Below are 24,485 nucleotides of genomic sequence, written 5' to 3'. Positions count from 1 at the left end.
AATATTACGGTGGGTAGTCACGAGAGTCCACACCAACTGCCGCTTCGTTCACGGGAGTTGGGGAGAACCCGCAGGTCCAGGCCGTGATACCGGGCGTGATACCCGACGTGGCTGGCCGGCGGTTCTCCAGGTGGACCCAGGAGGCCGTTCGCCGCTGCGTAGCCCCTGGTAGGGAGGGGTCTGGATGCCTCGGCTGGTATCTGCCTGCCAGGCGGAGGCATAAGCTGGTCTTATGAGTGAGGCGGAGGAGCGGCCGGGGGGCGGGGGCCCGCTGGCGCATCGGGTGCCGGATCTCGGGGCGCTGGAGCTGCTGCTGGCGGTGGCGCGGCTGGGGAGCCTCGGTGGGGCGGCGCGGGAGATGGGGATCACCCAGCCCGCGGCGAGCAGCCGGATCCGGTCGATGGAGCGGCAGCTGGGGGTGGCGCTGGTGGACCGGTCGCCCCGGGGGTCGCGGCTGACCGACGCCGGGGCGCTGGTGACGGACTGGGCGCGGCGGATCGTGGAGGCGGCGGAGGCCTTCGACGCGGGGGCGCAGGCCCTGCGCGACCGGCGGGACTCGCGGCTGCGGGTGGCGGCGAGCATGACGATCGCGGAGTACCTGCTGCCGGGGTGGCTGCTGGCCCTTCGGGCGGAGCGGCCGGACACCGCGGTCTCCCTGCTCGCCGGGAACTCCGCCGCGGTGGCGGAGCGGTTGCTGGCGGGGGAGGCGGATCTGGGGTTCGTGGAGGGGGTGAGTGTGCCGCCGGGGCTGGACTCCGCGGTCATCGCGCACGACCGGCTGATCGTGGTGACGGCGCCGGGGCACCCGTGGGCCCGGCGGGGCCGGGCGGTGGGGGCGGCCGAGCTGGCGGAGACTCCTCTGATCCTGCGGGAGAAGGGGTCGGGGACGCGGCAGGTGCTGGACGCCGCGCTCGGGGGACTGGCGCGGCCGTTGATCGAGCTGTCGTCGACGACCGCGGTGAAGGCGGCGGCGGTGGGCGGGGCGGGGCCGGCGGTGCTGAGTGAGCTGGCCGTGGGGGAGGAGCTGGGGATGCGGAGGCTGGTGCGGGTGCCGGTGGAGGGGGTCGCGCTGGCCCGGGACCTGCGCGCGGTGTGGCCCACGGGGCATCGGCCCACGGGGCCGGCGCGGGATCTGCTGTCGCTGACGCGGGGGTAGTCAGGCGCGGGGCCCGGACCGCCGTGCGCCGAACCACCTGGCCAGGTGCTTGTTGAGGTCCTCCTGGTCGTCGCCGGTCCAGGCCACGTGGCCGTCGGGGCGGAGCAGGATCGCCGGGGCCGTCAGATCCTCGCTCGTGTCGTGGACGAGGCCGACGCGGTCTTCCCAACCTGCGGCAGACAGGCTGCCCGTCTGGTCCAGCAGGACGCCGTGGCCGGTGTGGAAGAGGTCGTAGAGGCGGCCCCGTCTCAGGGGAACGTCCCGCAGGCGGCGGCCCAGCAGGTCGTCGCCCTCGCCGACGTCGTAGCGGACCTCGATCGCGGTGACCTTCTCGGTCAGGAAGCGGTTCACCTCGTCGAAGTCCATCAGCCGTGAGAAGAGCCGGCGCACCGCCTGCGGACCCGGCTCGGTGGACATCAGTTCCATCTGCGCGCGGGTGTCATCGAGTTCCCCGTTTCCGCAGGTTGTGGCCTCGGCCGGTGATTGTGCGGGTCGGCGGGGGCCTTGCCGCAAGCCCGCCGGTGCGCTGTACGTTGAGACAGGCGAGGAGGTCACGAACCCCTCGCCGCTGTCGTCCCCGCACGCCGTGCGCGCCGCCCCGTGGTTCGACCTGCTGCTGATGCTGCCCAGCGTCGGCGCCCAGGGCGGGCCCGACCCGGAGGAGGTGTTCCGGGCGCATCCGCTGGGCCGGGACGCGGATCCGGCCGGTGTCACCGCCACCCTGGCCGCGCTGACCGGGTTCTTCGTCGAGCAGTCGCTGCTTCCGGCCCCGCCCGGACTGCCCACCCTGCGCCCCTTCCAGCGCGCCCAGGGCGAGGCCGGGCTCGCCTGGCTCAGGAGACGGCTCGCACCAGGGCCCGCATGACCCGCGGGTCCTCGCCCATCTCCGGGTGCCACTGCACGCCGAGCGCCCAGCCGTCCGCGGCGGGCAGTTCGACGGCCTCCACCGTGCCGTCCTCCGCGTACGCCGACGGGAGCAGGCCGGTGCCGAGGCGGTCGACGGCCTGATGGTGATAGGCGGGCACGGACGTCTCCTCGGGCACCGCCTCGGCGTACCGGGTCCCGGGCACGGGCTTGACCGTGTGCCGGCCGAAGACGCCGACGACCTCGGCGTGCCCCTCGACGTGCTGCACCAGCGTGCCGCCCAGGGCCACGTTCAGCAGCTGCATGCCCCGGCAGATGCCGAGCACGGGGACGCCGGCGGAGAGGGCGGCGTCGATCAGCGCCAGTTCCCAGGTGTCCCGGGCGGGGGCCGGCGGTCCGGTGCGGGGGTCCCGCTCGGCGCGGTAGCGGGCCGGATCGACGTCGGGACCGCCGGCGATCACCAGCGCGTCCAGGCGGGCCACGGTCGCCGCCGCCTGCTCCGGGTCGTCCGGCGGCAGCATCGCGGCCAGTCCGCCCGCCCGCTGCACCAGACGCGGATAGCCGACCGGCAGCAGCGCGGCCTCCAGCTCCCACACGCCCCAGCGCGCCCCGGCCTCCAGATACGTGCTGACACCGATCAGCGGCCTGGCTGTCATATGACCTCCCACCCGGAGCAATGGATCCCGTTCATACCTTTGCCGACCCACCCCGCGAGGGCAAGGTCACGCCAGGAACCCCCTGAGCAGTGCCGCCGTTCCCGCGCAGTGCTCCCGCATCATCTCCCGCGCCCCGTCCGCGTCCCCGTCCAGGACCGCCTCCACCAGCGCGCTGTGCTGGCGCTGCGAGTGCTCCAGGTTGCGCACCAGCAGCGGGATGCAGTCGAGCAGGTCGTTCACCGTGGCCCGGACCGCCGCGTACTGGGCGGTGAGCGAGGGGGAGCCGCACAGCTCGGCCAGGGTGAGGTGCAGCAGGGTGTCCAGGCGGCGGTAGTCGGCGAGCGGCGCGTCGTGCGTGCGGGTCAGGGCCTCGCGCAGCCGGTCCGCCTGGTCCTCGCTCAGCCCGTGCGCCGCGCACAGTCCCGCCGCGCCCACCTCCAGCACCTCCCGGAAGCGCAGCACGTCCTCGATGTCGACCTCGGTGATCCGCCGCCGCAGCTCGTCCTCGCCGCCCGCGTCCGCGCGGGGCAGCACGAAGGTGCCGCCGTAGCGGCCGCGCCGGGACTCCACCAGCCCCTGGTCCTGCAGCACCTTCAGCACCTCGCGCAGGGTCACCCGGCTGATCCCCAGCCGGTCCGCCAGCTCCCGCTCGGCCGGCAGCCGCTCGCCGCCCGGCACCAGGCCCAGCCGTACCACCTGCAGGATCTGCTCCAGCGCCTCCTCGAAGCCGTTGCCCGCCCGCACCGGCCGCAGCACCGGCGTCAACCGGTCCTCCAGGCTGCTGTCCTGATCCGGCGACACCCGCCGCACCCCCTTCCCAAGCAATGGTTCTCCGCAATACCTTATGGCTCCCGGCCCGGTCGGAAAAACGCGCAGCCGAAGGAGCTCTCCCGTGGCAGACCGCACACCCCCGCTCAGCGTCGAGGAGCTGCACGCCCTCGTCGCGAGCGGAGAGATCGACACTGTCGTCCTGGCCTTCCCCGACATGCAAGGGCGCCTCCAGGGCAAGCGGTTCGCCGCCCGCTTCTTCCTCGACGAGGTCCTCCACCACGGCACCGAGGGCTGCAACTACCTCCTCGCCGTGGACACCGAGATGAACACCGTCGACGGCTACGCGATGTCCTCCTGGGACCGCGGCTACGGCGACTTCGCCATGCACCCCGACCTGTCCACCCTGCGCCGCGTGCCCTGGAACGCCGGTACGGCCATGGTGATCGCCGACCTCGCCTGGAACGACGGCTCCCCCGTGGTCGCCGCCCCGCGCCAGATCCTGCGCCGCCAGCTGGAGCGTCTGGCCGAGCTCGGCTACACGGCCCAGGTCGGCACCGAGCTGGAGTTCATCGTCTTCAAGGACACCTACGAGCAGGCCTGGGACGCGGGCTACCGGGGGCTGACGCCGGCGAACCAGTACAACATCGACTACTCGGTCCTCGGCACCGGGCGCATCGAACCACTGCTGCGCCGCATCCGCAACGAGATGGCCGGAGCCGGCCTGACCGTCGAGTCCGCCAAGGGCGAGTGCAACCCGGGCCAGCACGAGATCGCCTTCCGCTACGACGAGGCGCTGCGCACCTGCGACCAGCACGCGATCTACAAGACCGGCACCAAGGAGATCGCCGCCCAGGAGGGCGTGTCGATCACCTTCATGGCCAAGTACAACGAGCGCGAGGGCAACTCCTGCCACATCCACCTGTCCTTGGCGGACGCGGCCGGCAACAACGCCATGGCCGGGCCCGACGGGATGTCCGACGTCATGCGCCACTTCCTCGCCGGACAGCTCGCCGCCCTGCGCGACTTCTCCCTCCTCTACGCCCCCAACATCAACTCCTACAAGCGGTTCCAGCCGGGCTCCTTCGCCCCGACCGCCGTCGCCTGGGGCCACGACAACCGCACCTGCGCCCTCCGGGTCGTCGGCCACGGCCGCTCCCTGCGCTTCGAGAACCGGCTGCCGGGCGGCGACGTCAACCCGCACCTCGCCGTCGCCGGGCTGGTCGCGGCCGGGCTGTACGGCATCGAGCAGAAGCTGGAACTGCCCGAGCCCTGCCCGGGCAACGCCTACACCGCGGAGTTCGAGCACGTCCCGAGCACCCTGCGGGAGGCCGCCGAACTCTGGGAGAACAGCCCGATCGCCCCGGCCGCCTTCGGCGACGAGGTCGTCGCGCACTACCGCAACATGGCCCGTGTCGAACTGGCGGCCTTCGACGCCGCGGTCACCGACTGGGAGCTGCGCCGCTCCTTCGAACGCATGTGAAAGGTCCTTCGTTGTCGCACGAGCACTCGTACGAGCATGAGCTGCAGGTCCTCAACCCGGCCACCGAGGAGGTCGTCGCGACCGTCCCGGCTTCCACGGCGGCCGACGTGGACGCGGCCGTCTCCCGCGCCGCCGCGGCCCAGACGCGCTGGTCCGCCCTGCCGCCGGCCGACCGGGCGCGGCTGCTGCGCCGGTTCGCCGTCGCCGTCGACGAACACCTGGAGGAGCTTGCCCAGTTGGAGGTGCGGGAGGCCGGGCACACCGTCGGCAACGCCCGCTGGGAGGCGGGCAACGTCCGTGACCTGCTCGACTACGCGGCGGGCGGCGTCGAGCGCCTGACGGGGCGTCAGATCCCGGTGGCGGGCGGCCTGGACGTCACCATCCTGGAGCCGCTGGGCGTCGTCGGTGTCATCGCGCCCTGGAACTTCCCCCTGCCGATCGCCGCCTGGGGCACCGCCCCCGCTCTGGCGGCCGGCAACGCCGTCCTGCTCAAGCCGGCCGAGACGACCCCGCTGACCGCCCTTCGCCTGGCCGAACTCGCCCTGGCGGCGGGCCTGCCGGAAGGCCTCTTCCAGGTGCTGCCCGGCCACGGACCGGTCACGGGCACCGCGCTCGTCGAGCACCCCGGCGTCGCGAAGATCGTCTTCACCGGTTCGACGGCCGTGGGCAAACAGGTGCTGGCCAAGGGCTCGGCCCTGCTCAAGCGGGTCACCCTCGAACTCGGCGGCAAGAGCCCCAACATCGTCTTCGCCGACGCCGACCTCAAGGCGGCCGTCGACCCCTTCTCCTTCCTCGACAACTCCGGCCAGGACTGCTGCGCCCGCACGCGCATCCTCGTCCAGGAGCAGGTCTACGACGAGGTGTCCGCGCTCCTCGCCGACGCGCTCGCGGCCGTCGTGGTGGGCGACCCGGCCGACGAGAAGACCCAGATGGGCCCCCTGATCTCGCGCCGCCAACTGGACCGCGTGCGCGGCTACGTCCCCGCGGACGCCCCCGCCCTGCGCGGCAGCGCACCCGAGGGCCCCGGCTTCTGGTTCCCGCCGACCGTCCTCACCGGCGAACGGCCCGACTCCGCCGCCGCCCGCGAGGAGATCTTCGGCCCCGTCGCCGTCCTCCTGCCCTTCAGGGACGAACAGGACGCCATCCGCCTCGCCAACGAGACGCCGTACGGCCTCTCCGGCTCCATCTGGACGCGGGACGTCGGCCGCGCGCTGCGCGTCTCGCAGGGCGTGCGGGCCGGCAACCTGTCCGTCAACTCCCACTCCAGCGTGCGCTACTGGACCCCCTTCGGCGGCTTCAAGCAGTCCGGCCTCGGCCGTGAGCTCGGCCCGGACGCCCTGACCGCCTTCACCGAGACCAAGAACGTCTTCATCAGCACGGAAGGCCCCGCACAGTGACCTCTCAGGACACCGACATCATCTGCCGCCGCCTGGTCGGCCGCACCGCCGTCATCACCGGCGCCGGCAGCGGCATCGGCCTCGCCACCGCGCGCCGCCTCGCCTCAGAAGGCGCGCACGTCGTCTGCGGCGACGTCGACGAGGCCCGCGGCAAGGCCGCCGCGGAGGAGGTCGGCGGGATCTTCGTGAAGGTCGACGTCACCGACCCCGACCAGGTGGAGGCCCTGTTCAAGACGGCCTACGACACCTACGGCAGCGTCGACGTCGCCTTCAACAACGCCGGCATCTCCCCGCCCGACGACGACTCCATCCTGGAGACCGGCCTCGAGGCCTGGAAGCGCGTCCAGGAGGTCAACCTGACCTCCGTCTACCTGTGCTGCAAGGCCGCCATCCCCTACATGCGGCGCCAGGGCAAGGGCTCCATCATCAACACGGCGTCCTTCGTGGCCCGGATGGGCGCGGCGACCTCCCAGATCTCGTACACGGCCTCCAAGGGCGGCGTCCTCGCCATGTCCCGCGAGCTGGGCGTGCAGTTCGCCCGCGAGGGCATCCGCGTCAACGCCCTCTGCCCGGGCCCGGTCAACACCCCGCTGCTGCAGGAGCTGTTCGCCAAGGACCCCGAGCGCGCCGCGCGCCGCCTCGTCCACATCCCGGTCGGCCGGTTCGCCGAGGCCGAGGAGATCGCCGCCGCCGTGGCCTTCCTGGCCAGCGACGACTCCTCCTTCGTCAACGCCAGCGACTTCCTGGTGGACGGCGGTATCTCCGGCGCGTACGTCACGCCTCTCTAGTCGCCTGTTCCCGGACACCGTGTACGACCCATCGAGGCCGTTCTATGGTGTCCGGGATGAGCATGACGCCACCGCCCGGCTGGTACCCCGATCCGTCGGCACCCCATCTGCAGCGCTGGTGGGACGGCACGGCCTGGACCGACCACTGGAACCAGCCCGGGCAGCCGCCGGCCGGGGGCTCGGGCCGGGCACGGCTCGTCGCGCTCGTCACCGCGGGCGCCGTCCTCGTGGCCGCGATCGTCACAGGAGCGGTCTACCTGCGCGGCAACGAGCACGCGGCCCAGGTGCAGACCGAGCCCGGCGCGGCCACCGCCGACGCCCCGACGACCGGCGGCGCCACCCCGTCCGCGTCCCCCTCGCACCCCTCCACCGACGACCCGCCCGTCGTCGTGGACCAGCTCAACGGCATCACCCTGCCCCTGCCCGACGGCTGGGTCAGGCCGCGCTACGTCAGCGAGGACGACGTCGTCATGACCACCGACGGCACCTACGACTGCCCCGGTGACTCCGGAATCTGCCGGCACGGCCTGGTCATCTCCCGTACGGCCGCGAGCACCGACGAGACCTCGCCCCGCGCCCTCGCCCGCCGGGACGTCTCCGACGCGGCCGACGCCGCCTACGACCGCGACCTCACCGGCCGGCGCCCCTACGGCGGCATCGAGTCCCACCGGGAGGTCGGCTCCGGCCAGATCGCGGTGGCGGGCCGCGCCGGGTACTTCGTGCGCTGGCGGGTGAAGACCGCCAAGGGTCCCGGCGGTTACGTCGAGTCCCTCGCCTTCCCCTCCAGCGTCGGCACCGAGTCCCCCGTCCTCGTCCGGTTCGTCTTCGACGCGGGCCGGGACGGGCCGCCGCTCGCCGACATGGACCGGATCACCCGAGGCATCCGCCCGATCGGCGACGCGGCGACGGACGGGGGAGTGGGCAGCAGCATCGGCCCCGCTCACTAGAGGGGACGTCCAGCTGCTCAGAGGAAGGTGTGGCCCTCCCCGCGATAGGTCGGCACGGTGGCCGTGACCGCGTCCCCCTCCACCAGGTGCAGCACGTCGAAACGCTCGCACAGCTCACCGGCCTTGGCGTGCCGGAACCACACCTTGTCGCCGATCAGCAGATCGTCGGCGGGCGAGCCGAGCAGCGGGGTCTGCACCTCGCCGGGCCCCTCCTGGGGGTCGTACCGCAGCCCCTCCGGCAGATACGGCACCGGGAGCCGGTCCTTGCCGGGCGCGCCGGAGGCCGGATACCCGCCGCCGAGGACGGTCACGACGCCGACTCCCGGGCGTCGTACGACCGGCTGGGCGAAGAGCGCCGCCGGACGACCGGTGAACGAGGTGTAGTTGTCGAACAGCCGCGGCACGTACAGCCCGGATCCGGCGCCGATCTCGGTGACGGCGTCCTCGGCGGCGGTGTGCTGCACACTGCCGGTGCCGCCGCCGTTGACGAACTCCAGATCGGGGACGACGGCCCGGACCGCCCGCACCACCTCACCGCGCCGCTCGGCGAGTTCACGGCGGGCGGTGGCCTGCATCAGCCGTACCGCACGCGAGCGCAGCGGCCGCCCCGCGACGGAGTCGCCGACACCCGCGATGTGCCCCTCGTACGCCATGATCCCGACGACCTTGAAACCCGGGCGTCGGGCCACCGCGCGGGCCATGTCGGCGACCTGCGCCGGTGAGTGCAGCGGCGAACGGCGCGCGCCGACCCGTACCCGGCCGCCCAGCAGCTTCAGCGAGGTGTCCAACTCCAGGCAGATCCTGATGACTTCACGGCCGCCGTCACGGGCCTCGTCGATGAAACGGAGCTGCGCGGGGTCGTCGATCATGACGGTGACGGCCGCGGCGAGCTTGGGGTCGGAGGCCAGTTCGGCGAAACGGGCGCGGTCGGCGGACGGGTAGGCGAGCAGCACGTCCTCGAAGCCGCTCCGTACGAGCCACAGTGACTCGGCCAGGGTGAACGACATGATCCCGGCGAAGCCGTCCTTCGCGAGCACCCGCTCCAGCAGGGCCCGGCAGCGGACGGACTTGCTGGCCACGCGGATCGGCTTGCCTCCCGCCCGTCGGACGAGATCATCCGCGTTGGCGTCGAAGGCGTCCAGGTCCACGATGGCCACAGGGGCGTCGAGGTGGGCGGTGGCCCGGTCGTAACGGGCCCGGTCGGCGGCGCGCGCAGTCATGAACGAAGCCTGCCAGACAGGATTACCGCAGGGTAGGGGGACGTTCCGGGCAGATGCCCCGGGGGCGCGGACTGGTTCCCGTTCCGAGCGGGGCAAGCCGTAGAGTGACGCGCACGTACGGAGGCCGGGCGCCGCCTGTCGCGGGATGCCGGTCCTGTCGTACGGGTATGTATGCGTGCCGGGACGGTCCACCGCTCGTGCCGGGTCCGGCGTCGAGCGGTTGAGCGCCAGGGCGACGGTTCGCGTAACAGTAGACGGCCCGGGGCACGAGGAAACGGGGGGTGCATGAGTACGGAAGCCCAGCACGCCTCTTTTCCACCACGCCCCACCACGCCACCGCGCCCGGCCCAGCCGCCGACGGTGGGGCGGGACGGGGCGAACGCGGACGCGGAGCCGGCCGAACCGGGTCCGGGTTCGGGTTCGGGTTCGCGGGGGGCGTCGTCCTCACCGAACGGCACGAACGCGACGGGTGTCTGGACGCCGGCCGGTGGAAGGGGCGGAGGTTCCTGGGCGCCGGGCGCCGGGGAACGGAACTCGACAGCGGCCGGTTCCAGCGGAGTGTGGTCGCCCTGGCGCAACGCCGAGCCCTTCGAGACCTTCGGCGACCGTACGCGGACGCCGGGTGCCTGGAACGACACGGCTGCCGAGGCCGAGCGCGTGGGGGGTACGTCCGCGGCGGGGAGCAACGGTACTGAGGGAGCGGATCCGGTAGGTCACCGCGGTGCGGGGCGCGTGCCTGACGTCCCCGGCGCCGGGGATGAGGGCACGGGGTCGGGGGCGGTACGCCGCCCTGATCCCGAGCGTGCGCAGGGTTCGGCCGACAGTGCGGCAGGGGCCGACGTCACGGCCGGTGGGGCAGGTGCCCGCCTCGCGGGTTCGGCCGGCGAGCGCCGAGTGGGCGCGGGCGCGGGGCCGACGGACGACTCGCCCCGTTCCTCGAACGCGCCCCAGTTCCGCTTCCCGCGCCTGCACGCGCCCACGCCCCGGGCCACCGGCTCCGAAACCCCGCCCCCACCCCCGGCCTCGGCCCGCTTCCCGGACGCCCCTCCGTCCAACGCCCGCCCCGCAACGGCCCCCATACCCCCACGCCCACCGACACCCCCCGAACCGAACCCGAGCCGCCGTCCCACGGTCCCTGCGGCACCGTCGGACAGGAGCGCCGACCGCGACGTAACCCCCCGGGTCCCGTCGGCGGAGGGTTCGGGTCGTCCCGGTTCTGCCGCGGCGTCGGAGGCGTCCGACGACCGTGACCTGTCCACGCCTCGGGTTCCGCTGGCGGACGGGTTGGGCCGTCCGGGGTTCGTGGCGGTGTCGGACGCGTCCGGCGACCGTGACCCGTCCACGTCTCGGGTTCCGCTGGCGGACGGGTTGGGCCGTCCGGGGTTCGTGGCGGTGTCGGACGCGTCCGGCGACCGTGACCCGTCCACGTCTCGGGTTCCTCTGGCGGAGGGCTTGGGTCGTCCGGGGTTTGCTGGCGCGTCGGAGCCGTCCGGCGACCGTGACCTGTCCACGCCGCCCCGCGTCCCGCGCGCCGAAGAGTTCCGCAACTCCGGTTCCGCCGTGTCCTCGGGCGCGGATGTCGATGCCGACGTGTTCACCCCCCGAGTGCCGCCCGCCCGCCCTACCCCCATGCCCCCGATGCCGTCCAGCCACCCCGCACCGGCCGACCCGGTCCGCCACTCGGCCGCCTCCCCGCAGGCACCGAACGGTCCCACCTCGGCCGAAAGCTTCCGCCACCCCGGTTCCTCCGTGCCCACGGAGACATCCGCCGACCAGGCCTCCCAGCCAGTCACGGCACCCGACCGGCGCCCACCCACGCCCCCGAAGCCCCCTGTGCCGCCCACTCGGTCGGCGCCCGGTGACGCGTTCACCGGACGGGTGCCCGGCGATCAGCGCGACCGCTCGGTGCCGAGCGAACGCCCCGCTGGTCCGGAACCCACCCATCACCCGACCCGCCCGGCGCCAGCCGATGATGCGCCCGGCGCGGTGTCTGCCCATTCCCCCACACGCCGGGCGCCCGAGAACCGAAACGCCCCCGCAGCCGCGCCGGACGATTCGGTTTCCGGAACGCGCGCGACCACACCCCCCAAGCCCTCGGTGCCGCCCACCCCAGTGCCGCCCGCCGACTCGCGTACCCACTCGCCCTCCGACTCCGGCGACCCACTGACTCGCCCGGCGTCCAGTGAGCCCCAACATCGCCCCGTCTCCAGCGCATCCCGGACCGGACTGTCGTCTGACGCTCCTGCTGCTCGTCAGGCGTCCGGCGAACCTCTCACGCGCCCGGCGGCCCGCGACGCGGTTGCCCGCCCGGGGTCCGGTGATCGCCTGACCCGCCCGGCGCCTGGCGAACCCCAATCCCGCCCTGTGCCCAGCGAATCGGGCACGCGCTTGGGGTCCGGCGATCCCCGCACCCGCCCCGCATCAAGCGAATCGCGCACGCGCCCGGGGCCCGGCGATCCCCAATCCGGCCGTGTATCCGGCGAACCGCGGACCCGCCCGGCGTCCGGCGAGTCCCTCCCTGGCCCGGGGTCCGATGATCGTCTCGCTCGCCCGTCGTCCGGCGATCCCCAATCCGGCCGTGTATCCGGCGGACCGCGGACCCGCCCGGTGCCCGGCGAGTCTCTCACCCGCCCGGCATCCGATGACCCCTTCACCCGCCCGGCGTCCAGCGCCCCCCTCACCCGCCCGGCGTCCGGTGACGCCGGTGGTCGTTCTGGGGCGAGTGCTCCGGGCGAGCTCCCGAACCCCGGTTTCTCCTCCGACCGTTCAGCGTTCGAGGTGTTCGAGGTGTTCGAGCGATTCGGCGCAGTCGATGACGTTCACCTGCGTCGGCCGGGCCCGCCCGCTCACCCCGCCGACGGCCGAGGTGTCGTCGCGCCTGATCCTGCTCTTTCCTGGAGTGCACCCATGAACCCGGGTGGGAGTCGGCCCGTCGTGTCGTTCGGGGAGCCGGAGGGGTATGACGAGCGGGCCAGGGCCAGGCCGCTGCTGGGGCGGGTGCGGGGTCGTACCGCCGCCGTCGCCGCCTGTCTGGTGCTGGGGCTCGGGCTCATCGGGGGTGCCGCCACCGGGAGTTGGCTGGTCGGGGACGATGGCGGTGAGGGGGCGCAAGGGACCTTCGTCGCGGCCCGCGGGCTGTGGCACAGCGTGCCGGTGGATCAGCTGTTCCCGCCCACCCTGCAAGGACTCGGCGCCGGGCCCGGAGGCGCCGACCGTACCTGGACCCGTATCGCCGTCGCGCCCGACAGCGGCTGCAAGGGCGCCTTCGACCCCCTGCTGAGCAAGGCGCTCGCACCCGTCGGATGCCAGCGGCTGCTGCGCGCCAGCTACACCGACGCCACCGAGAGCTTCGTGACCACCGTCGGCCTGCTGTTCACCGAGGCGGACGCCCCCGCCATGACCGCCCTCGCCAAACAGTTCCGGAGCGAGAGCCTCGGCAACCGCACCGACCTCATGCCCCGCCCCTACGCCGCCAAGGACACCCCCGCCGCCCGCTTCGGCCCCCAGCAACGCGCCTCCTGGACCGTCTCCGTGCTCACCGACGCCCCCGTCGTCGTCTACGCCGTCTCCGGCTGGGCCGACGGCCGTACCGTCGACGCCCCCCAGCCTGCCGCGCAGGCCATGCAGTCCGGCGCCACCACCGCCCCCGCCCAGGCGGGCCTCGGCAACGAGGCCCAGGGCATCGCCGACCGCATCGAACGCGCCCTGCGCAAGGACGTCACCAGCCCGCCCACGGAACGGCCCTCATGAGACACGCCAGCCGCCGGGTCGCGGCACTGAGCCTGCTCCTCGCCGGCTCCCTCGCCCTCGTCCCCGCCACCGCAGCCCACGCCGACGGCATCCGCGCCCAGCAGTGGGGCCTGGACGCCATGCACACCCAGCAGGCCTGGCGCACCACCAAGGGCCGGGGCATCACCGTCGCCGTCCTCGACACCGGCGTCGAGGCCGACCACCCCGACCTCGTCGGCAACGTCCTGCCCGCCAAGGACATGATCGGCTTCGGGGCCGAGCGGGGAAACCGGAACTGGGCCCGGCACGGCACCGCCATGGCGGGGATCATCGCCGGACACGGCCATGGACCCGGTGACTCCGACGGCGTCATGGGCATCGCCCCCGAGGCCAAGATCCTGCCGGTCAGGGTGATCCTCGAGGACGGCGACTCCGCCCGCGGTCAGGCCCGCTCCACCCGCGGCAACGCCCTCGCCGAGGGCATCCGCTGGGCCGCCGACCACGGCGCCGACGTCATCAACCTCTCCCTCGGCGACGACTCCGCCTCCGCCCACCCCGAACCCGCCGAGGACGAGGCGATCCAGTACGCCCTGAAGAAGGACGTCAGCGTCGTCGCCTCCGCCGGCAACGGCGGAAAGAAGGGCGACCACACCTCCTACCCGGCCGCCTACCCGGGCGTCATCGCCGCCACCGCCGTCGACCGCTACGGCACCCGCGCCGACTTCTCCACCCGCCGCTGGTACGCCACGGTCAGCGCCCCGGGCGACGACATCGTCATCGCCGACCCGGACCACAAGTACTACGAGGGCTGGGGCACGAGCGCCGCCTCCGCGTTCGTCTCGGGGGCCGTGGCCCTCATCAAGGCCGCCCACCCCGGACTGACCCCCGCGCAGATCAAGCAGTTGCTGGAGGACACCGCCCGCAACCCGCCCGTCGGAGGCCGGGACGACTCCCGCGGCTTCGGCATGATCGACCCGGCCGCCGCCATCAAGGCCGCCGGCCGCCTCAAACCGGAGGGCCTGCAGGCCGCCTCCTACGGCAAGCGGTACTTCGGCAGCGGCCCGGACACCGCCAAGTCCGACAGCTCCACGAGCGACTGGGCCGCGCCCCTCGCCGGCGGTTTCGGCGGGGTGCTGCTCGTCGTGGCGGTCGTTCTGTGGCGCGGACGTCCGAGGCGGTACGACTTCTAGGGCGTCGGCGGGCCCGTCTCCCGGGCTCAGGACGCCGAGGAGCCGTCCCCGGCGAACACCGACACCGCCGCCTTCGCCGCCGACTCGACCAGCGAGATCCCCTTCGCCTGCGTCGCGTTGCCATTGGACAGCACGGCCACCAGATACGCCTGGCCGCCCGCCGTCACGCGCCCGATGCTGTTGATGTCCCACAACCCGGTCGTACTCCGTGCCAGCCAGCCGTTCTTCAGCGCACACCCCGAACCGTCGGCCGCCGCGGACACCCCCCACCGCTGATCCGCCTCGACCGCGGCCATCAGCCCCCGCGCATACGACCGCGAGGCCTCGCTCAGCTTCGAGTCGTCCCCGAACACCTGCTGGAGCAGGGTGAGTTGGTCGGCCGCCGTGGTCTGCGTCAGCCCCCACAGCGCACCGTCACCTCCCTGCGTGCCGGTCAGCCCGAACGTCTTGTTCGCCGCGTCCAGCCCACCTGCCTGCCCGATGAAATCCCACAGGGCGGAGGCGGCCGTGTTGTCGCTGTTCTCGATCATCTTCGTGGCGTACGACGTCTCGGTCGCCGTCAGCGGGCGGTCCGCGTCCTGCGCCTGGAGCAGAAGCGTCGCGAGGATGTCCACCTTGACGATGCTGGCCGTGTCGAACGCGCCGTCGCCGTAGACGGCGCGCTCCCCGGAGTCCAGGTCCAGCACCGCCGCCGACACCTTCGCCCTTCCCTCGACGGGCACCGACTCCATCGCCTCGGTCAGCCGCGCGTCGTGATCCACCGTCGGCTCCGTCACCGGTTTCACCGATTCCTCCCCGTCCGCCGACGGGGAGTCCGTCGGCGACGCCGACGATACGGCGCCCGTACCGGAGTGCGCCCGCGCCTTCACGTACACCGTCCCGGCGGCCGTGATGCCCACGACAGCGACCGTGGCGAGGGCGATGGAGAGCAGGGGACGCGTCCTGGACGGACGAGCGCGGCGGCTGCGGCGTGCTCTGGAGGACTCCATGCCCGCGATGCTCGGGGCGGTGACTGTGCGGGCCGTTGGACGGAAGTTAAATGTGTGTCAGGGGAGTCTGAGAAAGCGGTGAAGGCGGTGAACCAGCTGTTTCCGGGGCCGCACAAGCCCAGCAGCAAGCCCCCGATAGGGTCGGTGACCGTGGCGAACAAGAACATTCCCGACCCCGGCTACTCCGACGACGACGGCTCCGCCGACCCCCGGCTGAGCACCGCGCTCGCCGCCTGGGCCGAGGACCGCACCGCCCTGGAGCCGGTCCTGGAGGCGCTCAAGGGCGCCCGGCTGCTGGTCCCCGTGGTCGCCGTGCTCGGCGAGGTCGAGGAGGACGCGAACGGGCTGCGCCGCGAGAAGACCAGCGACATGGCCGTACCGACCCTGAAGGCCGGATCCCGGACCGCCCTGCCGGCCTTCACCTCCACCGAGTCGCTGGCCCGCTGGGACCCGGCGGCCCGCCCCGTCGCCGTACCCCTGCACCAGGCGCTGCAGGCCGCCGCGCACGAGAAGGCCGACACGATCGTGCTGGACCTGTCAGGGCCGGTGCCCTTCGAGCTGACGGGACCCGTCCTGCTCGCGCTCGCCGAGGGGCGGACGAGCACCGACCCGCTCGCCGACCCGGCCGTGCGGCAGGCGGTACGGGACGCGGTGGCCGCCGAGCCCGCCGTGCTGCGTGCCCACCTCGGGCCCGGGAACGCCGACGGCACCCTCGCCCTCGTACTCGACGAGTCGGCCGCGCCCGCCGAGGTCGCCCGTGCCGTGGCCGAGCGGCTCGCCGCCGACGAGACACTGAGGGCCCGCCTGGTGCGCGGCCTCGACCTGGCACTGCTGCCGGCCGGGGCGACGCCTCCGGGCGAGCCCTTGTTCGTACGTGGGCAGTAGATCCGCTGCCTAGCCGTAGATCGGCCCCGTGTACTTCTCGCCGGGGCCCTGGCCCGGCTCGTCCGGGACGATCGACGCCTCGCGGAAGGCCAGCTGCAGCGACTTCAGGCCGTCGCGCAGCGGGGCCGCGTGGAAGGAGCTGATCTCGGTCGCGCTCGCGTCCAGCAGCCCGGCCAGGGCGGTGACCAGCTTGCGGGCCTCGTCCAGGTCCTTGTACTTGTCGCCCTCCTCGGTCAGGCCGAGCTTCACCGCGGCGGCGCTCATCAGGTTGACGGCGACCGTCACGATCACCTCGACGGCGGGGACCTCGGCGATGTCGCGGGTCATCTCGTCGAAGTCGGGGGCGGCGGACTCGGGGGACTCCGCGGACTCCGCGGACGCGGGAGGGGTGTCACTCATGCCCCACACGATAGGCCCCGGTGCAGGCCGGTTCGCACCACCCCCGGGCAGCTGCTAACCTTGTGTGACGACCGGCCGGACAGACATGTCCGGCCCACAAGTGGAGGCTCCGATCTCCCACCTGACCGTCCTCCGGGGCGGCGGGTCACCCCGGTCAGGCGGCCACCATCGTTCCGTACGGACGATGGAGTCGCCCGAAAGCGCGCCCCGCGGCATCGCGGCGGTGCTCCGGCAGTGTATTCGGGGCCCCGCCTGTGATCGTCCGGGGCATTTTTCATGCTTCGGCGCGGTTAGGTCTAACAGAAGTGGAGACATACGCGGCTGTCCGCCAGACAACCGTGTGGTGCTAACTGAGGAGGATCCATCAGCGCCGAGCCCCGCATCAACGACCGGATTCGCGTTCCCGAGGTGCGACTTGTCGGTCCCAGTGGCGAGCAGGTGGGCATCGTCCCGCTGGCCAAGGCACTGGAGCTTGCCCAGGAGTACGACCTCGACCTCGTCGAGGTAGCGGCGAACGCCCGTCCGCCCGTGTGCAAGCTCATGGACTACGGGAAGTTCAAGTACGAGTCGGCCATGAAGGCCCGTGAGGCGCGCAAGAACCAGGCGCACACGGTCATCAAGGAGATGAAGCTCCGGCCGAAGATCGACCCGCACGACTATGACACCAAGAAGGGTCACGTCGTCCGGTTCCTCAAGCAGGGCGACAAGGTCAAGATCACGATCATGTTCCGTGGACGCGAGCAGTCCCGGCCCGAACTGGGCTACCGACTGCTGCAGCGGCTCGCGGAGGACGTCCAGGACCTCGGTTTCGTCGAGTCGAACCCGAAGCAGGACGGCCGGAACATGATCATGGTCCTCGGTCCGCACAAGAAGAAGACCGAGGCGATGGCCGAGGCCCGCCAGGCGCAGGAAGCCCGCAAGGCTGAGGCGAAGGCCCACCCCGGCCGTTCGCAGAACGCCGCGGACGCCGACGGTGTCGTGGACGACCAGAGCGTCGTCGTGGACGCCGAGGCACCTGCCGAGGCTTCCGCCGAGGCGTGATCCCGGGGACGCGAGTCCCAGGAGAGCAGTAACCGACACAAGCGACGTTCCGACGTGCCCGGTTTTCGTGACCGGGCACCGGAGCGCCACCGACGAGGAGAGAACGGCGCTATGCCGAAGAACAAGTCGCACAGCGGTGCCAGCAAGCGCTTCAAGGTCACCGGCTCCGGCAAGGTGCTCCGTGAGCGCGCCGGCAAGCGCCACCTGCTCGAGCACAAGTCGTCCCGCGTGACGCGTCGCCTCACCGGCAACGCCGAGATGGCCCCGGGCGACGCCGCGAAGATCAAGAAGCTTCTCGGCAAGTGACGTTCGCGGCGCGGTGATCAGCGGATCGCCTCGCGCCGTACGTCAGGACCGGGACCCAATCGATTCCGGGCCGTGTGAGTCCAACCACGGCCCCGCTACAAGGAGTTAACAAGTGGCACGCGTCAAGCGGGCAGTCAACGCCCACAAGAAGCGCCGGGCGATCCTCGAGCAGGCCTCCGGCTACCGCGGTCAGCGTTCGCGCCTGTACCGCAAGGCCAAGGAGCAGGTCACCCACTCGCTGGTCTACAACTACAACGACCGCAAGAAGCGCAAGGGTGACTTCCGCCAGCTGTGGATCCAGCGCATCAACGCCGCTGCCCGCGCCAACGGCATCACGTACAACCGCTTCATCCAGGGCCTGAAGGCCGCCAACGTCGAGGTCGACCGCAAGATCCTCGCGGAGCTGGCAGTCAACGACGCGGGCGCGTTCGCCGCCCTGGTCGAGGTGGCCCAGAAGGCGCTGCCGAGCGACGTCAACGCGCCGAAGGCCGCGTGACGCTGCGCCGGCCTGAGCCGGTGTGAGTGTGCGGACCCGTGGGTTTTCCCGCGGGTCCGTTGCGTTGAGTGGTGCGCGTCGGTTCGGCACCGCCGGATTCCGCCGTCGTGGTCGATCGCCGTCGCGGCGGGAAATTGGTACCGAAGGTGAGTTGGATGCCCCCTGTGACCCCCGAGCTGATCTCTCCCCGTTCCTCTCGTGTCGCTGCCGCTCGGCGGCTGGCGCGGCGGAACTTTCGGGGTAAGGAGCGGTTGTTCCTCGCGGAGGGGCCGCAGGCCGTGCGGGAGGCGGCGGTGCACCGGGTGGACGGTGCCGCCACGCTCGTCGAGCTGTTCGCCACCGTGGAGGCCGCGGAGCGGTACGCCGACATCGTCGGCGAGGCCCGTGGCGCCGGTGCCCGGGTGCACCTGGCGTCCGAGGACGTCATCGCCGACATCTCCACCACCGTCACCCCGCAGGGCCTGGTCGGGGTGTGCCGCTTCCTCGACACCCCCTTCGCCGGGATTCTCGCGGCCCGGCCCAAGCTGGTCGCGGTCCTCGCGCACGTCCGCGACCCCGGCAACGCCGGGACCGTGCTGCGGTGCGCCGACGCCGCCGGGGCCGAGGCCGTCGTCCTGACCGACGCGTCCGTCGATCTGTACAACCCGAAGGCCGTGCGGGCCTCCGTCGGGTCCCTCTTCCATCTGCCCGTCGCCGTCGGCGTGCCCGTCGAGGAGGCCGTGGCCGGGCTCAGACGGGCCGGCGTCCGTGTGCTCGCCGCCGACGGAGCGGGCACCGACGACCTCGACGACGAGCTCGACAAGGGGACCATGGGCGGGCCCACCGCATGGGTGTTCGGAAACGAGGCCTGGGGGCTCCCGGAGGAGACCCGCGCACTCGCGGACGCCGTGGTGCGGGTCCCGATCCACGGGAAGGCGGAGAGCCTGAACCTCGCCACCGCGGCCGCCGTATGTCTCTATGCCTCGGCCCGTGCACAGCGTGCCTCCACGGGGTGCCGCTACGTCACCGGGGCCTAGTAGGGTGACCAGCTCGGGGGCCACCTGCGCCGTCTGAGAGGTGGGGTTCGGGGATGGGTGTCGGCACCGGCGGTGCGAACAGGGCACTGCGGGCACGGGACGTGCGCCGGCCGCCCGCGCCCCGGCACGGTGATCTCGCCGAACTCGGCATCGATCCCGACGAGCTGCCCGACGGTCTGGTGATCGCCGACGAGCACGGCCGGGTGATCTGCTTCAACGCGGCCGCCGAGCGCATCACCGCCACGCCGGCCGAGGACGCCCTGGGACAGCGGCTGGAGAAGGCGCTCCCATTAGAGGACCTGGAGGGGCGCCGCTGGTGGCAGCTGACCGATCCCTACGGCGGACTCGCCATCCGGCGGCGGCAGCCCGAGCGGAACCTGCTCCTGCACGGTGGACGTGAGGTCCTCGTCTCCGCCCGCTATGTGCGCGCCGAGCCCACCGGTCCGGTCCGCCGTGTCGTCGTCTCCCTCCGCGACACCGAGGCCCGCCGCCGTACCGAGCGCTCCCACGCGGAGCTGATAGCCACCGTCGCCCACGAACTGCGCTCGCCGCTCACCTCCGTCAAGGGCTTCACCGCCACGCTGCTGGCCAAGTGGGAACGCTTCACGGACGACCAGAAGCGGCTGATGCTGGAGACCGTCGACGCCGACGCCGACCGGGTCACCCGGCTCATCGCCGAGCTGCTCGACATCTCGCGCATAGACAGCGGACGGCTGGAGGTCAGGCGCCAGCCGGTGGACATCGGCGCGGCCGTGGGCCGGCACATCCAGGCGTACGTCGCCGCCGGGCAGCCCGCCGACCGGTTCCTGCTGCGGATCGAGCAGCCGCTGCCCGCGCTGTGGGCCGACCCCGACAAGATCGACCAGGTGCTCAGCAACCTGCTGGAAAATGCCGTGCGCCACGGCGAGGGAACCGTCACCATAGACGTCACGGCCACGGAGTCCCCCCGCGAGGACGAGGACACCGGCACGTCGGTCACCGTGACCGACGAGGGGCCCGGCATCCCGGAGGAGTCCATGAACCGCGTCTTCACCCGCTTCTGGCGGGGCAGCAAGCGCGGTGGCACGGGCCTCGGGCTCTACATCGTCAAGGGCATCGTCGAGGCCCACGGCGGCACCATCACCGTCGGCCGCGGCCCCCAGGGCGGCGCCGAGTTCCGATTTACCCTGCCCGTGGCGGCCCCGGCGTACCTCACCTGAGCGCCGGCGAGCGCCCCACGGGCGCATTCGTATACCTCCACCCCGTTAGACTCGGCCTTTGGCACCCATGTGTCCCATGGACGGCCCTCTGACCTCTGCGTGAGTCGGTGACGGGGACCTTCAGCCAGCCAATCGGAAGCACGGGAAGAGATGTCGGCACCCAATAAGTCGTACGACCCTGTAGAGGTCGAGGCGTTGAAACCGGAAGAGATCGAGCGCATGCGGGACGAGGCGCTCGCCGCCTTCAGCGCAGCGGACTCCCTCGACGCGCTCCAGGAGGCCAAGGTCGCCCACACCGGGGGCACCTCCCCGCTGGCCCTCGCCAACCGCGAGATCGGCGCCCTGCCCCCGCACGCCAAGGCCGCCGCCGGCAAGCTGGTCGGCCAGGCCCGCGGCGCCGTCAACAAGGCGCTCGCCGCCCGCCAGGCCGAGCTGGAGGCCGAGCGGGACGCGCGTGTGCTGGTCGAGGAGTCGGTGGACGTCACGCTGCCGTACGACCGCGTACCGGCCGGCGCCCGCCACCCGCTGACCACCCTGTCGGAGCGTATCGAGGACGTCTTCGTGGCCATGGGCTACGAGGTCGCCGAGGGCCCGCAGGCCGAGGCCGAGTGGTTCAACTTCGACGCCCTGAACATCGGCCCCGACCACCCGGCCCGCGGCGAGGCCGACACCTTCTTCGTGGCCGGCCCCGAGGGCGGCACCGAGTCCGGCGTCGTGCTGCGCACCCACACCTCGCCCGTGCAGATCCGCTCGCTGCTGGAGCGCGAGCTGCCGGTGTACGTGATCTGCCCCGGTGTCGTCTACCGCACCGACGAGCTGGACGCCACGCACACCCCGGTCTTCCGCCAGGTCGAACTGCTCGCCGTCGACGAGGGCCTGACCATGGCCGACCTCAAGGGCACCCTGGACCACATGGTCCAGTCGCTGTTCGGCGAGGACATGAAGACCCGGCTGCGGCCGAACTTCTTCCCCTTCACCGAGCCGTCCGCCGAGATGGACATGGTGTGCTACGTCTGCCGCGGCGAGTCCGTCGGCAACCCCGACCGGCCCTGCCGCACCTGCTCCAGCGAGGGCTGGATCGAGCTGGGCGGCTGCGGCATGGTCAACCCGCGGGTGCTCACCGCCTGCGGCGTCGACCCGGAGAAGTACAGCGGCTTCGCCTTCGGGTTCGGCATCGAGCGGATGCTGATGTTCCGCCACAACGTCGAGGACATGCGAGACATGGTCGAGGGTGACGTCCGGTTCACTCGGCCCTTCGGGATGGAGATCTGATGCGGGTCCCGCTTTCCTGGCTGCGGGAGTACGTCGACCTGCCGGCCACCGAGACCGGCCGTGACGTCCAGGCCAGGCTCATCTCGGCCGGTCTGGAGGTCGAGACGGTCGAGCAGCTCGGCCACGACCTCAAGGGCCCCCTCGTCGTGGGCCAGGTGCTGACCATCGAGGAGCTGGAGGGCTTCAAGAAGCCGATCCGCTTCTGCACGGTCGACGTCGGGCAGGCCAACGGAACGGGTGAGCCGCAGGAGATCGTCTGCGGCGCCCGGAACTTCGTCGTCGGCGACAAGGTCGTCGTGGTCCTCCCGGGCGCCACCCTGCCCGGCGGCTTCTCGATCTCCGCCCGCAAGACCTACGGCAGGACGTCCCACGGCATGATCTGCTCCGGCGAGGAGCTGGGCATGGGCGACGACGGCAGCCACGGCATCATCGTGCTGCCCCCGGAGACCGAGGTCGGCAAGGACGCCGTCGAGCTACTGGAGCTGGTCGACGAGGTCCTGGACATCGCCGTCACCGCCAACCGCGGCGACTGTCTGTCCATCCGCGGCGTCGCCCGCGAGACCGCCATCGCCTACGGCCTGCCGCTGCGCGACCCGGCCCTGATCGACGTGCCCGGCCCGAACGCCTTCGGCTACCCGGTCCAGGTCACCGACCCGGTCGGCTGCGACCGCTTCACCGCCCGCACGGTGATCGGCCTCAGCCCCGAGGCCCGCTCGCCGATCTGGCTCCAGCGCCGGCTGCAGAAGGTCGGCATGCGCCCGATCTCGCTCGCCGTCGACGTCACCAACTACGTGATGATGGAACTCGGCCAGCCCCTGCACGCCTACGACCGCAGGCTGGTCCAGGGCACCATCGGTGTGCGCCGGGCGGAGGCGGGCGAGAAGCTCGTCACCCTGGACGGCGTGGAGCGCACGCTGGACGCCGAGGACCTGGTCATCACCGACGACCGCGGGCCCATCGGCCTCGCGGGCGTCATGGGCGGCGCGAACACCGAGATCGCCGACCACGAGGACCTCGAGAACGCGACGACCGACGTGGTGATCGAGGCCGCTCACTTCAACGCGGTGTCCATCGCGCGGACGGCCCGTCGCCACAAGCTGTCCTCCGAGGCGTCCCGCCGCTTCGAGCGGGGCGTCGACCCGCAGGCCTCAGCAGCCGCGGCGCAGCGCACGGTCGACCTGCTGGTGCTGCTCGCCGGCGGCACCGCCGAGGCGGGCGTCACCGAGATCGTCGCGCCGTCCGCCCCGCACACCATCGCCGTCCCCGCCGACCACCCCGACAAGGTGGCCGGTGTCGACTACGGCCGCGAGACCGTCGTACGGCGGCTGCAGGAGGTCGGCTGTGACGTGTACGGGCAGGACGAGCTGATCGTCACCGTGCCGTCCTGGCGGCCCGACCTCGGCGAGGCGAACGACCTCGCGGAGGAGGTCATCCGTCTGGAGGGCTACGAGAACCTGCCCTCCACGCTGCCCAAGCTCCCCTCGGGCCGCGGTCTGACCCACCGCCAGCGGTTGCACCGCCGGGTCGGCCGCGCGCTGGCCGGGGCCGGGTACGTCGAGGCGCCGAACTACCCCTTCGTCAGTGAGCAGGTCTTCGACCAGCTGCTGCTGGAGGCGGACGACCCGAACCGCCGCGTGGTGAAGCTGACGAACCCCCTCAGCGACGAGGAGCCCGCGCTGCGTACGTCGCTGCTGCCGGGTCTGCTCGGCGCGCTGCGGCGCAACGCCGGGCGGGGCTCGCACGACCTCGCCCTGTTCGAGACGGGGCTGGTGTTCCACCCGCGTGAGGAGTGGAAGCCGGCCGCCGCGCTGCCGGTGGACCGGCGTCCCACGGACGAGGAGATCGCCGGGCTGAACGCCGCTCTGCCGGTGCAGCCGCGGCACGTGGCCGCCGTGCTCGCCGGTGCGCGGGAGCAGGCCGGCTGGTGGGGCAGGGGCCGGCCGGCGGACTGGGCCGACGCCGTGGAGGCGGCTCGGGCCGTGGCCCGCGAGGCCGGCGCCGAACTGGTCGTACGCAAGGGCCAGTACGGGCCGTGGCACCCGGGGCGGACCGCCGAGCTGGTGGTGGTCGCCGACGGCACGGAGACGGTCGTGGGCCACGCCGGCGAGCTGCACCCGCGGGTCGTGAAGGCCCTGGGGCTGCCCGACCGCACCAGTGCGATGGAACTGGACCTGGACGCGGTCGAGGCCGCCGGCAACGACACGCCGCACGCGCCGCGCATCTCCACGTTCCCGGTGGCGACGCAGGATGTCGCCCTCGTCGTCGACCAGTTCGTGCCGCACGCCGAGGTGGAGGCCGCGCTGCGGGACGGCGCGGGCGAGCTGCTGGAGGCTGTCCGGCTGTTCGACGTGTACGAGAACGCGGAGCAGTTGGGCGAGGGCCGGAAGTCCCTGGCCTACGCGCTGCGGTTCCGGGCGCCGGACCGGACCCTGACCGTCGACGAGGCGACCGCCGCTCGGGACGCGGCTGTCGCGCTCGCGGGTGAGCGGACCGGGGCGGTGCTGCGGGCCTAGCCACCACAGCCGGCCACCATGGCCCGCCACGGATCCTGGTATTCCCGGTGCATATGCCCCCTACGTGCATAAATGCGGGGCTCTGACGGGTAGTCACTCATTTGGGTGATAGTTCTGGGTGATCCAGGCTTGGCGGGCCATGCGGTCGACAGAATCGGACCGGCCTTTCGA

Annotated in this window: 20 protein-coding genes and 2 pseudogenes; 16 read left to right on the top strand and 6 right to left on the bottom strand. The window is 72.5% G+C overall.

Annotation, left to right across the window (positions count from 1 at the left end; genetic code table 11):
- The first annotated feature begins 232 nt into the window (after window positions 1-232).
- Window positions 233-1,156, top strand: a complete 924-nt coding sequence (locus MKW14_RS17090) for a LysR family transcriptional regulator (RefSeq protein WP_240863396.1) — start codon at window positions 233-235, stop codon at window positions 1,154-1,156.
- Here MKW14_RS17090 and MKW14_RS17085 read toward each other — a convergent pair.
- Window positions 1,157-1,603 (bottom strand): annotated as a pseudogene (locus MKW14_RS17085) (aromatic-ring hydroxylase C-terminal domain-containing protein); the annotation flags it as partial. It abuts the gene before it with no gap.
- Between the two features lie 130 nt (window positions 1,604-1,733).
- On the opposite strand from MKW14_RS17085, the pseudogene MKW14_RS17080 reads away from it, so the two are divergent.
- A pseudogene (locus MKW14_RS17080) lies at window positions 1,734-2,021 on the top strand (aminoglycoside phosphotransferase family protein); the annotation flags it as partial.
- Here the strand turns inward: MKW14_RS17080 and MKW14_RS17075 are convergent.
- Both MKW14_RS17075 and MKW14_RS17070 read right to left on the bottom strand, forming a co-directional pair.
- The gene (locus tag MKW14_RS17075; protein WP_240863395.1) at window positions 1,990-2,676 is read right to left on the bottom strand and encodes a gamma-glutamyl-gamma-aminobutyrate hydrolase family protein; all 687 of its coding nucleotides are present in this window, start codon (window positions 2,674-2,676) and stop codon (window positions 1,990-1,992) included. The pseudogene MKW14_RS17080 and the gene MKW14_RS17075 overlap by 32 nt on opposite strands.
- 66 nt (window positions 2,677-2,742) lie before the next feature.
- Window positions 2,743-3,477: a FadR/GntR family transcriptional regulator gene (locus MKW14_RS17070; RefSeq protein ID WP_240863394.1), complete on the bottom strand. Its 735-nt coding sequence runs from the start codon at window positions 3,475-3,477 to the stop codon at window positions 2,743-2,745.
- A 91-nt stretch (window positions 3,478-3,568) separates the two neighbouring features.
- Between MKW14_RS17070 and MKW14_RS17065 the strand changes: the two genes are divergently transcribed.
- From MKW14_RS17065 to MKW14_RS17050, 4 genes are all read left to right on the top strand, one after another.
- Complete coding sequence (locus MKW14_RS17065; RefSeq protein ID WP_240863393.1) at window positions 3,569-4,927, top strand: glutamine synthetase family protein; 1,359 nt, start codon at window positions 3,569-3,571, stop codon at window positions 4,925-4,927.
- Between the two features lie 11 nt (window positions 4,928-4,938).
- Window positions 4,939-6,324 carry an aldehyde dehydrogenase family protein gene (locus MKW14_RS17060; RefSeq protein WP_240863392.1) on the top strand — a complete coding sequence of 462 codons (1,386 nt, stop codon included), beginning with the start codon at window positions 4,939-4,941 and terminating at the stop codon, window positions 6,322-6,324.
- Entirely contained in the window at window positions 6,321-7,112 is a 792-nt protein-coding gene (locus MKW14_RS17055; protein WP_240863391.1) for a 3-oxoacyl-ACP reductase, read from the top strand. Before MKW14_RS17060 ends, MKW14_RS17055 begins: the two co-directional genes overlap by 4 nt.
- 62 nt (window positions 7,113-7,174) lie before the next feature.
- Window positions 7,175-8,059 carry a DUF2510 domain-containing protein gene (locus MKW14_RS17050; RefSeq protein ID WP_240863417.1) on the top strand — a complete coding sequence of 295 codons (885 nt, stop codon included), beginning with the start codon at window positions 7,175-7,177 and terminating at the stop codon, window positions 8,057-8,059.
- A gap of 17 nt (window positions 8,060-8,076) precedes the next feature.
- Here the strand turns inward: MKW14_RS17050 and MKW14_RS17045 are convergent, their stop codons facing one another.
- Window positions 8,077-9,279, bottom strand: a complete 1,203-nt coding sequence (locus tag MKW14_RS17045) for an amino acid deaminase/aldolase (RefSeq protein WP_240863390.1) — start codon at window positions 9,277-9,279, stop codon at window positions 8,077-8,079.
- 2,934 nt (window positions 9,280-12,213) lie between these two features.
- Between MKW14_RS17045 and MKW14_RS17040 the strand changes: the two genes are divergently transcribed.
- Both MKW14_RS17040 and mycP read left to right on the top strand, forming a co-directional pair.
- Window positions 12,214-13,029, top strand: a complete 816-nt coding sequence (locus MKW14_RS17040) for a hypothetical protein (protein WP_240863389.1) — start codon at window positions 12,214-12,216, stop codon at window positions 13,027-13,029.
- A complete protein-coding gene (gene mycP / locus MKW14_RS17035; protein ID WP_240863388.1) occupies window positions 13,026-14,198 on the top strand; it encodes a type VII secretion-associated serine protease mycosin in 1,173 nt (390 codons plus the stop codon). Before MKW14_RS17040 ends, mycP begins: the two co-directional genes overlap by 4 nt.
- A 26-nt stretch (window positions 14,199-14,224) precedes the next feature.
- Here the strand turns inward: mycP and MKW14_RS17030 are convergent, their stop codons facing one another.
- A complete protein-coding gene (locus MKW14_RS17030) occupies window positions 14,225-15,187 on the bottom strand; it encodes a serine hydrolase (RefSeq protein ID WP_240863387.1) in 963 nt (320 codons plus the stop codon).
- Window positions 15,188-15,337: 150 nt separating this feature from the next.
- Between MKW14_RS17030 and MKW14_RS17025 the strand changes: the two genes are divergently transcribed.
- Window positions 15,338-16,072 carry an SseB family protein gene (locus tag MKW14_RS17025; RefSeq protein WP_240863386.1) on the top strand — a complete coding sequence of 245 codons (735 nt, stop codon included), beginning with the start codon at window positions 15,338-15,340 and terminating at the stop codon, window positions 16,070-16,072.
- A gap of 9 nt (window positions 16,073-16,081) precedes the next feature.
- Here the strand turns inward: MKW14_RS17025 and MKW14_RS17020 are convergent, their stop codons facing one another.
- The gene (locus tag MKW14_RS17020) at window positions 16,082-16,471 is read right to left on the bottom strand and encodes a DUF1844 domain-containing protein (protein ID WP_240863385.1); all 390 of its coding nucleotides are present in this window, start codon (window positions 16,469-16,471) and stop codon (window positions 16,082-16,084) included.
- Between the two features lie 363 nt (window positions 16,472-16,834).
- Between MKW14_RS17020 and infC the strand changes: the two genes are divergently transcribed.
- The 7 genes from infC to pheT all read left to right on the top strand — a co-directional run bounded on the left by infC (window position 16,835) and on the right by pheT (window position 24,314).
- The gene (infC, locus tag MKW14_RS17015; RefSeq protein ID WP_240863416.1) at window positions 16,835-17,512 is read left to right on the top strand and encodes a translation initiation factor IF-3; all 678 of its coding nucleotides are present in this window, start codon (window positions 16,835-16,837) and stop codon (window positions 17,510-17,512) included.
- Window positions 17,513-17,623: 111 nt separating this feature from the next.
- Window positions 17,624-17,818, top strand: coding sequence for a 50S ribosomal protein L35 (rpmI, locus tag MKW14_RS17010; RefSeq protein ID WP_004933563.1), 195 nt, complete (start codon window positions 17,624-17,626; stop codon window positions 17,816-17,818).
- 112 nt (window positions 17,819-17,930) lie between these two features.
- The gene (rplT, locus tag MKW14_RS17005; RefSeq protein WP_004002577.1) at window positions 17,931-18,314 is read left to right on the top strand and encodes a 50S ribosomal protein L20; all 384 of its coding nucleotides are present in this window, start codon (window positions 17,931-17,933) and stop codon (window positions 18,312-18,314) included.
- A 155-nt stretch (window positions 18,315-18,469) separates the two neighbouring features.
- Complete coding sequence (locus MKW14_RS17000; protein WP_240863384.1) at window positions 18,470-19,330, top strand: TrmH family RNA methyltransferase; 861 nt, start codon at window positions 18,470-18,472, stop codon at window positions 19,328-19,330.
- A 53-nt stretch (window positions 19,331-19,383) separates the two neighbouring features.
- Entirely contained in the window at window positions 19,384-20,529 is a 1,146-nt protein-coding gene (locus MKW14_RS16995) for a sensor histidine kinase (RefSeq protein WP_240863383.1), read from the top strand.
- Between the two features lie 150 nt (window positions 20,530-20,679).
- Window positions 20,680-21,801: a phenylalanine--tRNA ligase subunit alpha gene (pheS, locus tag MKW14_RS16990; RefSeq protein WP_208779665.1), complete on the top strand. Its 1,122-nt coding sequence runs from the start codon at window positions 20,680-20,682 to the stop codon at window positions 21,799-21,801.
- On the top strand, window positions 21,801-24,314 hold the full coding sequence (gene pheT / locus MKW14_RS16985; protein WP_240863382.1) for a phenylalanine--tRNA ligase subunit beta: 2,514 nt from the start codon (window positions 21,801-21,803) through the stop codon (window positions 24,312-24,314). The genes pheS and pheT overlap by 1 nt, the downstream gene beginning before the upstream one ends.
- Window positions 24,315-24,485: the final 171 nt, after the last annotated feature.

Origin of the sequence: Streptomyces gilvus, assembly GCF_022513565.1 — a bacterium.
GTDB lineage: Bacteria > Actinomycetota > Actinomycetes > Streptomycetales > Streptomycetaceae > Streptomyces > Streptomyces gilvus.
This window is presented reverse-complemented; position numbering and strand designations above follow the sequence as displayed.

Bases quoted from the DNA above. Each gene is read 5' to 3' on its own strand.
- MKW14_RS17090 (WP_240863396.1), top strand. From the start codon at position 233: ATGAGTGAGGCGGAGGAGCGGCCGGGGGGCGGGGGCCCGCTGGCGCAT.
- MKW14_RS17075 (WP_240863395.1), bottom strand. From the start codon at position 2,676: ATGACAGCCAGGCCGCTGATCGGTGTCAGCACGTATCTGGAGGCCGGG.
- MKW14_RS17050 (WP_240863417.1), top strand. From the start codon at position 7,175: ATGACGCCACCGCCCGGCTGGTACCCCGATCCGTCGGCACCCCATCTG.
- MKW14_RS17045 (WP_240863390.1), bottom strand. From the start codon at position 9,279: ATGACTGCGCGCGCCGCCGACCGGGCCCGTTACGACCGGGCCACCGCC.
- mycP (WP_240863388.1), top strand. From the start codon at position 13,026: ATGAGACACGCCAGCCGCCGGGTCGCGGCACTGAGCCTGCTCCTCGCC.
- MKW14_RS17030 (WP_240863387.1), bottom strand. From the start codon at position 15,187: ATGGAGTCCTCCAGAGCACGCCGCAGCCGCCGCGCTCGTCCGTCCAGG.
- MKW14_RS17020 (WP_240863385.1), bottom strand. From the start codon at position 16,471: ATGAGTGACACCCCTCCCGCGTCCGCGGAGTCCGCGGAGTCCCCCGAG.
- rpmI (WP_004933563.1), top strand. From the start codon at position 17,624: ATGCCGAAGAACAAGTCGCACAGCGGTGCCAGCAAGCGCTTCAAGGTC.
- MKW14_RS17000 (WP_240863384.1), top strand. From the start codon at position 18,470: ATGCCCCCTGTGACCCCCGAGCTGATCTCTCCCCGTTCCTCTCGTGTC.
- MKW14_RS16995 (WP_240863383.1), top strand. From the start codon at position 19,384: ATGGGTGTCGGCACCGGCGGTGCGAACAGGGCACTGCGGGCACGGGAC.
- pheS (WP_208779665.1), top strand. From the start codon at position 20,680: ATGTCGGCACCCAATAAGTCGTACGACCCTGTAGAGGTCGAGGCGTTG.
- pheT (WP_240863382.1), top strand. From the start codon at position 21,801: ATGCGGGTCCCGCTTTCCTGGCTGCGGGAGTACGTCGACCTGCCGGCC.